A 12076-nucleotide genomic window follows, 5' to 3' on the forward strand; every position below is an offset into this window, starting at 1 on the left:
CAGGTCCCGCCGCCCCACGCCGCGCCGCTTCGGTGCGTGCCGTATCGGGCCGCCCCATGCACGCATCCAAAACCACGCACGAATAAAAAAAGACCCGCATCGCTGCGGGTCTTTTCTTTTGGCTGGAACGCGCATCGCTGCGCGCTCCGGACACCATCGACCGAAGTCGATTACATGTCCATGCCCATGCCGCCCATGCCGCCCGGCATGCCGCCCGGCATCGGTGCATCTTCCTTCGGCAGTTCCGCGACAGCTGCGTCCGTCGTCAGCAGCAGGCCTGCAACCGAAGCTGCGTTCTGCAGTGCGGTGCGCGTGACCTTGGTCGGGTCGACGACGCCGGCTTCAACCATGTCGACGTACTCGCCCGTTGCTGCGTTGTAGCCGTAGTTGCCCGTGCCTGCAGCAACCGCCGCCACCACGACGCTGGCTTCTTCGCCGCCGTTCGTGACGATCTGGCGCAGCGGCTCTTCCATCGCGCGCAGCACGATCTTGATGCCGGCGTTCTGGTCGGCGTTCGCGCCGGTCAGGCCTGCGATCGCGGTGCGTGCGCGGATCAGCGCGACGCCGCCGCCTGCCACGATGCCTTCTTCCACAGCTGCGCGGGTTGCGTGCAGTGCGTCTTCGACACGTGCCTTCTTTTCCTTCATTTCGACTTCGGTCGCAGCACCGACCTTGATCACTGCAACGCCGCCTGCCAGCTTGGCCACGCGCTCTTGCAGCTTTTCACGGTCGTAGTCCGACGTCGCTTCTTCGATTTGCGCGCGCACTTGCTTCACGCGTGCTTCGATGTTCACGGCTTCGCCTGCGCCGTCGATGATCGTCGTGTTTTCCTTGCCCACTTCGATGCGCTTCGCCTGGCCCAGTTCTGCCAGCGTTGCCTTCTCGAGCGTCAGGCCGGTTTCTTCCGCGACGACTTGACCGCCGGTCAGGATCGCGATGTCTTCCAGCATCGCCTTGCGACGATCGCCGAAGCCCGGTGCCTTGACCGCGACGGTCTTCAGGATGCCGCGGATGTTGTTGACGACCAGCGTCGCGAGCGCTTCGCCTTCGACGTCTTCAGCGATGATCAGCAGCGGACGGCCAGCCTTCGCGACTTGCTCGAGCACCGGCAGCAGATCACGGATGTTCGACACCTTCTTGTCGTGCAGCAGCACGAACGGGTTGTCGAGGACGGCGACTTGCTTGTCCGGGTTGTTGATGAAGTACGGCGACAGGTAGCCGCGGTCGAATTGCATGCCTTCGACGACGTCGAGTTCGTCGGCCAGCGACTTGCCGTCTTCGACGGTGATGACGCCTTCCTTGCCGACCTTGTCCATCGCTTCAGCGATGCGATCGCCGATCGACGAATCGCTGTTCGCCGAGATCGAGCCGACCTGGGCGATTTCCTTGTTGGTCGTGCACGGCTTGCTGATCTTCTTCAGCTCTTCGACAGCCGCTGCGACTGCCTTGTCGATGCCGCGCTTCAGGTCCATCGGGTTCATGCCCGATGCAACGTACTTCATGCCTTCGCGGACGATCGATTGCGCGAGGACGGTTGCCGTCGTCGTGCCGTCGCCTGCGTTGTCGCTGGTCTTGGAAGCGACTTCCTTGACCATTTGCGCGCCCATGTTCTGGAGCTTGTCCTTCAGCTCGATTTCCTTCGCGACCGACACACCGTCCTTGGTGACCGTCGGGCCGCCGAAGCTGCGCTCGAGCACGACGTTGCGGCCCTTCGGGCCCAGCGTGACCTTGACTGCGTTGGCGAGGATGTTCACGCCTTCGACCATCTTCGAACGGGCGGAATCGCCGAATACGACGTCTTTAGCTGCCATCTTTAACTCCTTGAATTCTTGAGAATATGTACCGTCGAGGAACGCTTACTTGGCGTTGACCACGGCCATGATGTCTTCTTCGCGCATGACCAGCAGTTCCTGGCCGTCGACCTTCACGGTCTGGCCGGCGTACTTGCCGAACAGGACGCGATCGCCGACCTTCACGTCGAGGGCGATCTGGGCGCCCTTGTCGTCGCGCTTGCCCGGGCCGACCGCCAGGATTTCACCCTGGTCCGGCTTCTCGGCTGCTGCTTCGGGGATCACGATGCCCGAGGCGGTCTTGGTTTCCTGATCCAGGCGCTTGACGATCACGCGATCGTGCAAAGGACGAAGGTTCATATTCACTCCTCTCTTGACTGAGATTGAAGAACGCTTAGGGAATCTGCCCGGCTCGTCGCCCGGCAGAGAATTGTTAGCACTCTCGTGCAGCGAGTGCTAATTATATGGACGGGTTTTGACAAATTCAAGAAGGGAAACCGGGGGAATTTTCGCGGCGGCGATGCGGGGGATAAACACACGAAAACAACAAAAACCTTTTCAAAACAATAGCCTGAGTCAGAAACCGTTCCGGAGGGCGACCCGTGCGGCCCCGCGAACCTCATCCAGCCCCGTTTGGACACCGGGTAAGCCCGGAGTTCCTGAGACCGACGACATCGCAGCAAAAAAACCGGACGGGCGCCGATTTCATCCGTCGCGACGCGTTCGTCCGCCCGCGTCGCCGGGCCCAGCCTCGCGCTCCTCACGCATCGGCGCAGTCCGCGCCCGACAGCGGCCGGAAGGTCCGGCCGTCCGTCTCGACGGCCGCGCCCAGCCGCCGCGCGAGTCCCTTCGCGCCTTCGCGCATCACGACGTCGTGATTCCATCGGAACAGCGGCCGTGCGAGCGGCTCCAGCCAGTTCATCCAGCCGTGCGTGCGGATGTGCCAGTCGTAGCGCACGACGGTGCGCGCGCCGTCGGCGGCGAACGACCAGCGTCCGTCGCCTTCGATCGCGCCGCTCGCATGGCCTTCGAGCGCATGCGGCGGCTCGACGCGCCGCACGCGCATGTCGAAGGTCAGCCGGTACGGCAGCGCACCCTTCCATGTATACCGGTGCAGCGCGCCGACGCCGCGCGCGTCGCCATGCTCGAGTTCGACGGTGCGCACGGCGCCCTTCCACCAGTCGGGCCAGCGGTCGACCTGGTAGATCGCGTCCCAGACCGCCGCGAGCGGCGCATCCACGCGCCAGGTCGTCGAAAACCGGTACTCCGCCATGCAGCCTCCGGCATGCGTGTCAGGAACGCGGATCGGCGCGCCGTCAGGGCGCGAAGAAACGCTCGGGAAACGCGACGTCGATCTCCACGTCGTCGAGCGTCACGGTTTCGAGCGGCACGTCGTCATCGTCCGCGTAGCTGACGACCTTCAGCGGAAAACCGTCCGCGGCGTCGAGCCACAACCGGTAGCGATGCACGCCGTCGACCGCGTGCGCGGGCGCGCCCGTGACCAGCACGCGCAGCGCGGTCCGGCCGCCGACGGCCTCCTCGCCCTCGGTCACGGTCGCGCCGCCCTGCTGCAGCGCATGGACGTTGCGCAGCAGTTCGCCGACGTCCGAGCGGTCGACCCGGTGGCCGGTACGATCGCGCACGAGCGGATTGGACGGCGACAGCGTCAGCGCGGGCGGCGCATGCGTGCCGAACGGGCGCAACCGCACCTTGCCGTCGCCGGGATCGTACGCGAGCACCGCGCCGCGATGCGGCGACACGAAATCCATCCGGACGAAGCCCGGTTTCAGGTACGCGTAGCGGATTTCGGTGCGCTCGCCGTCGCGCGCCGACGAGCGGATCGTCGCACGGTACGAGTGGACGTGGTCGAAATGCGCCTGCGCGACGGTCACGGGATCGGCTGTCATGCTCGCTCCTATCAGGCTCGCGGCCAGCAACGCGGCGATCACGGCGCCGCCTCGACATCGAGCACGCCTTCCATTCCGCGCTCGCGATGGCTCCTGAAAAACAGCAGCCGGTGCGTGCAATAGTAGGCGAACCGCCCCGGCTGCTGCGGCGTGAAACGAAACGTTTTCGGCGTCGTGCCGAGTTCGGTATGCACTGCGATGCCCGCCTGCGGTGGCGCGTCGATTTCGAAGCTGTGGGGCACCACGCCGGGTTCGGCCGACACGGTCAGCTCGACCGGCACGTGCGCGCGCACGATCACGTGATTCGGCCGGAAGAAATAGCTGCCGCCGACGATCGCCACGCGCTGCACGCCGTCCGCGTCGACCGGCACGCGCACGGGCAGGTCGCCGTCCGCTCGCGCAAGCAGCGTGCCCGCCAGGAACGCCGCCAGCCCGAGCCCCTTCATCATCGCCGTCTTCATCGCCTGCTCCCTGCGAGCGCCGCGCGTCATCCCTTCCATGCGTCGGTCGGGCCGCCCAGCGCCCCGCATGCGTCGATCGCGAGCTCGCGCAGACGCCGTTCGTCGCCGCGGCCGGACAGCGCATAACCCATGCCGCGATCCGACCAGAAATACGTGTAGCGGCCGTCGGCCGACATCGCCTGCGGCGCGAGGCGCCGCGTATCGTATGCGGTCATGTACAGCGTCACGCGCGCGCCGTCCGCGCGCTGGTACATGAGCTGGGCGGCCGGCCCCGCGTCGCCGGGCAGCACCCGGCCGCCCAGCAGCGCGTAACCGTATTCGTCGAGCGACGGTGCGCGCACCGGCCGGCCGACGCGCGCCGACAGCCACGCGGCGAGACGCGCGGGATCGGCCGCACCGACTTCCACCGGATGCTCGCGGTCGGCGGCGTACACGGCGTATGCGACATCGGCGCGCGCGGCGAACGCCGGTTCGCGGCCGAACGCCGTCCAGCCCGCATGCAGCGCGACACCGATCAGCAGCCCGGCCGCGAGCCCCGCGAACGCATGCGCGACGGCGCGCCAGCGCGGTGCGCGGCGCTGCACGAACAACGCGGGCGCGGCCGCCGGCAACGGAAACAGCGCCTTCAGCGCATCGCGCTGCGCGCGGTAATGCGCGAAGCGTTCGGCTTCCCGCGGATCGGACTGCAGGCGTTCGAGCATCTCGCGGCGCTCGTCCCCGGACAACTCGCCGTCCAGCAGCGCGGACAGCAGTTGCGCCGACGCATCGTCGTCCCGCTGGTTCGAAGGCTTGCGCGGATCGTCCATCATGGCTTCCCGATCACCCGTAACGTGGGCGTGCCGTGCGCCGACGGCCCGTCCGACAGCAAGGCGCGCATCTGCGCGCGCGCCCGCGCGAGTCGCGACATCACAGTGCCCATCGGCACGCCGAGCACCTGCGCGGCATCGCGATAGCTCAACTCCTCGAGCGCGACCAGCAGCAGCACCTCGCGCTGTTCGACCGGCAGCCGGTACAGCGCGCGCTGCACGTCGCGCAACTCCAGCCCGCCGACCTCGCCGGCCGGCGCGGCCATCGTCTGCCACGGCGCGGTGGCGTCGTCGACCGCGATCTCGTGCCGTGCGCGCAACTGGTCGATGAAGCGGTGCCGCAACAGCGTCAGCAGCCACGCGCGCAGGTTGCCGCAGTCGCGCGGCGGCCGGTTCAGCGCACGCTCGAGCGTGTCCTGCACGAGATCGTCGGCCCACGCGCGCTCGCCCGTCAGCGCACGCGCATAGCGCGTGAGATGCGGAAGCCACACCAGCAGATCCGATTCATAGCTCATCGGGGCGCCTCGCGCGTCGCCGCGCGATCACGGCCGCGCAACGTGCCACATGCCGCCGACGCCGTCGCTGCCCGCGTCGCCGGCCTTGTGGTCCATCTTCCAGCGATACAGCGGGCGGCCGCGGTACGCCCATTGCTTTTTGCCGTCGTCGCGGGCGACGAGACTCAGCGCACCCGACGCCTTGTCGTACGCGTCGGCAAGCGCGGGCGGCCAGTTGGCTGCGCACGCGCTGTCGCACATGCTCTTGCCCGGCGCATCGCGATCGAACACGTACAGCGTCATGTGCGCTTCGTCGACCAGTTTCCCGTCGGCGGCCTGCGGCGGTTCCGCGGCGGCCGGCCGCACGAGCGCCGCCGTCAGCGCGGCGGCGAAAAGCATCCGTTTCATTCCCGTTCTCCTTGGCGTCGTGTCGCGACATGGCGGCCGCCGGACGGGACGATCGACTGCGTCGCGATCATTATCCCGCCGGCCGGCCGTGCCGGAACTCGGTATGTAAACGGACGGCGATGGCCGGTTATTCCATGCCATACCATGCCGCGCCGCAAACAGCGGCGGCGATCATTCATGCGACGAAAGAAAACGGGAAGCCCGAAATGACAACGCGGCATGACAGCGATGTCATGCCGCGTTGCGCGACCCGTATTGCCTGGCCCGTGTTACGCGACCATTTCGCACGACGGCCGATGCGGCGCCGTCGTGCGGTTTCGGCCGGTTACCTCGGCAGTGCGCCGGTCAGCGACTGGAGCAGCGTCGTCACCGGTGCGAGCGGGTTGTTCGGCGAGCTGTTGCCGGAATGCGGCGTCACCGACAGGCTCGGCGAGGAGCCGAGCACCGTGCCCACCGACGTGCCGACCGCATTGACGACCGTCGCCGTCGAGTTGGCACCCGTCGTCAGCAGCGAACCGACCGCGCCCGCCGTGCCGCCGGCCGCATTCGCGCCCGAGCCGAGCAGGCTGCCGCCTGCCGCTGCCGCCGAACCGCCCGCACCCGACAGCGCGCCGGCCGCCTGGCCGAGCGCCGCCGGACCGGACGCAAGTGCGCCCGTTACCGAACCGAGGGCGCCAGTCAGCGCGCCGGCCGGGTTGCCGCCGCCCGTCAGGCCGCTCACGAGGTTGGTGATCGGCGCGATCGGGCTGCTGCCGGCGGCGCCGGACAGCGTGCCGACCACCTGGTTCACGACGCCTTGCACCGGCGCCAGCGGGTTGGAACCGCCGAGGTTGCCGAGGGCGCCCGTCACCGAGTTCAGCGCCCCCGTCAGTGCCCCGGCCGGATTGCCGTTGCCGAGCGTACCGACGACCTGGTTCACGACACCCTGCACCGGCGCCAGCGGGCTCGTGCCGCCCAGTGCGCCGAGCGCGCCCGCCACCGAGCCGACCGCGTTGCCCAGGGCGCTCGTGGCCGTCCCGACCGCGTTGCTCAGCGTGCCGGCCGGATTGCTGCCGCCGAGCGTGCCGACCACCTGGTTCACGACGCCTTGCACCGGCGCCAGCGGGTTCGTCCCGCCGAGATTGCCGAGCGCGCCCGTCACCGAGCCGAGTGCGCCGGTCAGCGCGCCGGCCGGGTTGCCGCCCGGCAGCGCGTTCTGCAGGCCGTTGACGAGGTTCGTGATCGGCGTGATCGGGCTGCCGCCGCCGGCACCCGACAGCGTGCCGACGACCTGGTTCACGGCGCCCTGCACCGGCGCCAGCGGGTTCGCGCCGCTGAGCGCGCCCGTCACCGAGTTCAGCGCGTTCGTCAGCGCACCGGCGGGATCGCCGTTGCCGAGCGTGCCGGCGAGCTGCGTGACGGCACCCTGTACCGGCGCGAGCGGGCTCCCTGCGCCACCGACGTTGCCGAGCGTGCCCGTGATCGTGTTGACCGCGTTGCTCAGTGCGCCGGCCGGGTTGCCGCTGCCGAGCGTGCCCGTGACCTGATTCACGACGTTCTGGATCGGGGTGATGGGGTTCGCGCCGCCGCCGAGGTTGCCCAGAGCGCCGGTTACCGTGCCGAGTGCGCCGGTCAATGCGCCTGCGGGGTTGCCGCCGCCGACGCCGCCCAAGGCGCCCGTCACCGTGCCGAGTGCGCCGGTCAACGCGCCTGCCGGGTTGCCACCGCTAACGCCACCTAAGGCGCCCGTCACCGTGCCGAGTGCACCGGTCAACGCGCCTGCCGGGTTGCCGCCGCCGACGTTGCCCAGGGCACCCGTCACCGTACCGAGTGCGCCGGTCAATGCGCCTGCCGGATTGCTGCCGCCGACGCCGCCCAGGGCGCCCGTCACCGTGCCGAGTGCGCCGGTCAACGCGCCTGCCGGATTGCCGCCGCCGACGCTGCCCAGGGCGCCCGTTACCGTGCCGAGTGCACCGGTCAACGCGCCTGCGGGGTTGCCACCGCCAACGCCGCCCAGGGCGCCCGTTACCGTACCGAGCGCGCCGTTCAATGCGCCTGCGGGGTTGCCGCCGCCAATGCCGCCCAAAGCGCCCGTCACCGTACCGAGTGCGCCGGTCAACGCGCCTGCCGGATTGCCGCCGCCGACGCTGCCCAGGGCGCCCGTTACCGTGCCGAGTGCGCCGGTCAACGCGCCTGCCGGGTTGCCGCCGCCGACGCTGCCCAGTGCGCCCGTTACCGTGCCGAGTGCGCCGGTCAATGCGCCTGCCGGATTGCCGCCACCAACGCCGCCCAAGGCGCCCGTTACCGTACCGAGCGCGCCGGTCAATGCGCCTGCCGGATTGCCGCCACCAACGCCACCCAAGGCACTCGTCACCGTGCCGAGTGCGCCGGTCAATGCGCCGGCCGGGTTGCCACCGCCAACGCCGCCCACGGCGCCCGTCACCGTGCCGAGTGCACCGGTCAATGCGCCTGCCGGATTGCCACCGCCAACGCCGCCCAAGGCGCCCGTTACCTGATTCACCACACCTTGAACCGGCGCCAGCGGGTTCGAACCACCCCCGATACCGCCCAGTGCGCCCGTGGCCGTGCCGAGCGCGCTGCTCAGCGTGCCCGTCGCCGTGTTCAGCGCACCCGTCAGTGCACCCGCCGGGTTGCCGCCGCTCAAGGCGCCCGTCACTTGATTCACCACGCCCTGAACCGGCGCCAGCGGACTCGCGCCGCCACCGATACCACCCAGTGAGCCGGTCACCGTACCGATTGCCCCCGTCAACGCACCTGCCGGGTTACCGCCACCCAGCGCACCCGTCACCTGATTCACCACACCTTGAACCGGCGCCAGCGGGTTCGAACCACCGCCGATACCGCCCAGCGTGCCCGTGGCCGTGCCGAGCGCGCTACTCAGCGTGCCCGTCGCCGTGTTCAGCGCACCCGTCAGTGCACCCGCCGGGTTGCCGCCGCTCAAGGCGCCCGTCACCTGATTCACCACACCCTGAACCGGCGCGAGCGGCTGCACCGTGCCGCCACCGCCGAGTGCGCCCGTCACCGCCCCCACGGCGCCCGACAGCACTTGCCCCGGCTCGCCGAGCGACGTCTGGATCGCGCCCGACCCGCCCGCCGTCACGGTGACCGAGCCCAACGGCGACGTGCCCGTCGCGGCCAGCCCAACCGACACGCTGTTCGTCGGCGGATTGACGATCACTTGCGGGATCGGCAGCGAATCGAGGGCCCCCGCCATCGCGGAAGCCGAAGCCAGCACCCCGAACACCGTCGCGACCGACAGCGCCACACCCGTCAATTTGAAATTCTGTCCCATCGTTATTTTCCCCATCTCGGTTGGCACTACGTTGACAAAGCATGGGGACGGATTGCACGAAGCGTGCCAATTCCAAAAACGGATTGATTCGTCTGGTTATTGAACGGCAATAACGCTTTTTTAATCGATTTCAGGCGAAATTCGAGATTGGGAAGACGAAATCGTCTGATGAAAAAGGCCTTCGGAACGCGGATGTAACGTAACGTTTGCGAGCCCCGCGGTAACGTGTTCCGGTACATTCCATGTAACGCCTGAACGCGCGCCCGCGATGGGACCCTATACCGTCACAACCGCTGCCCATTACGCATTTCAGCAATATGAAAATACATTGATAAATCGCGAATTTGCTGATTTTATTTTATCGCGCGATTTTCTTTCTTATCGATTACGCAGATCATTTCCGATTGCGTGGATTTCGATAATCCGGACAGCAGAATGAAACACTGTGAAGAATACGTATTACCACCGGCACGTGCCGGTGGCCGAAACCGCCTCTGCGCGCCGCGGGTTCAACCGAAGCGCGCGGGCCGGTACGGACGGGGATCGATATAGGTCGGCGCGCCCGTCATCATTTCGGCGAGCAGGCGGCCGGTCGCGGGCCCGAGCGTGAGCCCGTGATGGCAGTGGCCGAACGCGAACCACAAATGACGGTGGCGCGGCGCGGGCCCGATCACCGGGCGCATGTCGGGCGTGCACGGCCGCATTCCGAGCCACGGCTCCGGATCGAGCCGCTCGCCGATGCCGAACGCGTCGCGCGCCAGCGGTTCGGCGCGTGCGAGTTGCACGCCGGTCGGCGGCGCGCCGCGCGGCGCGATCTCGACGCCGGTCGTGAGCCGCAGGCGGCCACCCTCCATCGGCGCGACGACGAAGCCTTCCTCGGTATCGCACACGGGGACGTTCAGCGGCGCGCGCGTCGGCAGGTAATGCATGTGATAGCCGCGCTTCGCGCGCAGCGGAATCCGGTAGCCGAGCGGCGCGAACACATGATCGGACCACGGCCCGAGCGCGACCACGGCCGAGCGTGCCGAGATCGGCCCATGTTCGGACCCGACCTGCCAACCGTCATCCACCTGCACGAGCGTCGTCGCGTCGCCGCGCACGAACGTGCCGCCGTCACGCTGGAACAACCGCGCATAGGCCTTGGTCAGCCCGCCCGGGCTCGACACGGTCTTCGGATCCTGCCAGTGGAACGCGCCGCAGAATGCATCGCCGATACCGGGCTCGCGCGCGCGCAGCGCACGCGCGTCGAGCACGGTCATCCGCAGCCCGTGCGCGTCGGCCACGCGCTGTTGCGCGCCCGCTTCCGCATCGAACAGCGCGGGCGAGCGAAACGCCTCGATCCATCCGCCGTCGTGCACGAGCGGCTGCGCGTCGGTGCGCGCGAGCAGCGCATCGTGCTCGACGACGCTCGCCGCGACGAGCGGCAGCATGTCGCGCGCGGCGGCCGCGAGCCGCTGCGGCGACGATTCGCGCCAGAAGCGAGCGAGCCAGCCTGCATACTCGGGCAGCGCCTTGTAGTCCCAATAGAGATCGACCGAACGGTTGCGCGCGTAGCGCAACAGCGTGCCGAGCCGGCGCGGAAACGCATACGGCACGACCGACGAGCGCTCGATCAGCCCCGCATTGCCGTGGCTGGTTTCCTCGCCGGGCGCGCGCCGGTCGACGAGCGCGACGCGCAGCCCGCGATCCTGCAGATGCAGCGCCGACGACACGCCGACGATGCCGGCCCCCAGAACGATGACGTCGAAATCCATATTCCCCCGCACTGTGTCGAGATGGGATGCGCCGTGCGCCAGGCCGCGGCCGGTGCGCGGCGGCGCTTACTTCGCGATGATGTCGCGCTTGAAGTACTTCCGCGACAGCGCGCTCAGCGTGCCGTCCTGCTTCAGCGCGTCGAGCGCGCCGACGATCTTCGCCTGCAGCGCCTTGTCGTTCTTGCGCATCCCGAAACCGGTGCCTTCGCCGAGCGTCGCCGGATCCTTCAGCGGCTCGCCGACGATCTGGTAGTCGCGGCCGGCCGGCTTGTCGAGGAAACCGTCCTGCGCGGTCTGCGCTTCCTGCACGGCCGCGTCGAGACGCCTCGCGACGAGATCGGCGTAGATCTGGTCCTGATCCGGGTACGACACGACGGCCACGCCCGCATTGGCCCAGTGCGCCTTCAGGAAATCCTCCTGCGACGAACCCTGCAGCACGCCGACGTGCTTGCCGCGCAGGCTCGCGACGTCGGGCTTCAGCGGCGAGCCATGCTTCGCCACCATCACGATCGGCACCACGTAGATCGCCGGCGTGAAGTCGATGCTTTGCTTGCGCTTCACGGTGATGTTCATCGCCGAGTTGATCGCGTCGAACTTGCGCGCCTGCAGCGCCGGGATCAGCCCGTCGAACGAATTCTCGACCCACACGCATTTCATGTTCAGCTTCGCGCACACCGCGTTGCCGATGTCGACGTCGAAACCCTGCAACTGACCGGCCGGCGTCTTGCTCTCGAACGGCGGATAGGCGGCTTCGATCCCGAAGCGCAACGTGGTCTGTTCCGCATGGGCCGTGACGGCCGCGCACGCGAGCGCCGCAGCGGCGCAGAGGGAAAGTTTCCAGTTCATGACGGTCCTTCTGTTCTGGATTGAGGCTGGAGATCGGTCGCCCGACGCCCTCGACCGGGCGGCGGTGCGGCATCCGAGTCAGCTAGCCACCTGACGATGTGTCGGATCCCGCACCCCGAAATATAGACTTAAAGTCTACTATGGACTATAGGGGATACGAGGATGTCGCCCCGTCGCTCGACGTCGAGATTTCGTCGCTCATGCCAAACACCCTTGATTCCATGGCGTTTTTCATGAATCCGGCAACGACACAACGTCTCGAAAAGAAAAATTCTCCTGATTGCGTTTGTCTATATTAGACTTTTCGTCCATAACGAA

The 12076-nt window shown here is 68.0% G+C and carries 11 protein-coding genes; all 11 read right to left on the reverse strand.

The window, feature by feature from the left end:
• Positions 1-170: 170 nt before the first annotated feature.
• Positions 171-1811 (reverse strand): chaperonin GroEL, encoded by a 1641-nt coding sequence (gene groL, locus C4B30_RS09905; RefSeq protein ID WP_027783699.1) that lies wholly within the window; start codon positions 1809-1811, stop codon positions 171-173.
• Positions 1812-1856: 45 nt separating this feature from the next.
• Positions 1857-2150: a co-chaperone GroES gene (groES, locus tag C4B30_RS09910; RefSeq protein WP_027783698.1), complete on the reverse strand. Its 294-nt coding sequence runs from the start codon at positions 2148-2150 to the stop codon at positions 1857-1859.
• Between the two features lie 400 nt (positions 2151-2550).
• Positions 2551-3063, reverse strand: a complete 513-nt coding sequence (locus C4B30_RS09915; protein WP_105132514.1) for an SRPBCC family protein — start codon at positions 3061-3063, stop codon at positions 2551-2553.
• A 43-nt stretch (positions 3064-3106) separates the two neighbouring features.
• Positions 3107-3739 carry a LolA family protein gene (locus tag C4B30_RS09920; protein ID WP_105132515.1) on the reverse strand — a complete coding sequence of 211 codons (633 nt, stop codon included), beginning with the start codon at positions 3737-3739 and terminating at the stop codon, positions 3107-3109.
• Positions 3736-4158 carry a quinol oxidase gene (locus C4B30_RS09925; RefSeq protein ID WP_105132567.1) on the reverse strand — a complete coding sequence of 141 codons (423 nt, stop codon included), beginning with the start codon at positions 4156-4158 and terminating at the stop codon, positions 3736-3738. Before C4B30_RS09925 ends, C4B30_RS09920 begins: the two co-directional genes overlap by 4 nt.
• 26 nt (positions 4159-4184) lie before the next feature.
• Positions 4185-4967 (reverse strand): anti-sigma factor family protein, encoded by a 783-nt coding sequence (locus C4B30_RS09930; RefSeq protein ID WP_027783694.1) that lies wholly within the window; start codon positions 4965-4967, stop codon positions 4185-4187.
• On the reverse strand, positions 4964-5479 hold the full coding sequence (locus C4B30_RS09935; RefSeq protein ID WP_027783693.1) for a sigma-70 family RNA polymerase sigma factor: 516 nt from the start codon (positions 5477-5479) through the stop codon (positions 4964-4966). Before C4B30_RS09935 ends, C4B30_RS09930 begins: the two co-directional genes overlap by 4 nt.
• A gap of 27 nt (positions 5480-5506) precedes the next feature.
• Positions 5507-5866, reverse strand: a complete 360-nt coding sequence (locus C4B30_RS09940) for a COG4315 family predicted lipoprotein (protein ID WP_105132516.1) — start codon at positions 5864-5866, stop codon at positions 5507-5509.
• Positions 5867-6191: 325 nt separating this feature from the next.
• Positions 6192-9158, reverse strand: a complete 2967-nt coding sequence (locus C4B30_RS09945) for a beta strand repeat-containing protein (RefSeq protein WP_105132517.1) — start codon at positions 9156-9158, stop codon at positions 6192-6194.
• 509 nt (positions 9159-9667) lie between these two features.
• Entirely contained in the window at positions 9668-10912 is a 1245-nt protein-coding gene (locus C4B30_RS09955; protein WP_105132518.1) for an NAD(P)/FAD-dependent oxidoreductase, read from the reverse strand.
• Between the two features lie 66 nt (positions 10913-10978).
• Positions 10979-11758 carry an ABC transporter substrate-binding protein gene (locus tag C4B30_RS09960; protein WP_105132519.1) on the reverse strand — a complete coding sequence of 260 codons (780 nt, stop codon included), beginning with the start codon at positions 11756-11758 and terminating at the stop codon, positions 10979-10981.
• Between the last annotated feature and the right edge of the window lie 318 nt (positions 11759-12076).

The sequence above is a fragment of the Burkholderia sp. BE12 genome (genome assembly GCF_002959955.1).
Taxonomy (GTDB): domain Bacteria; phylum Pseudomonadota; class Gammaproteobacteria; order Burkholderiales; family Burkholderiaceae; genus Burkholderia.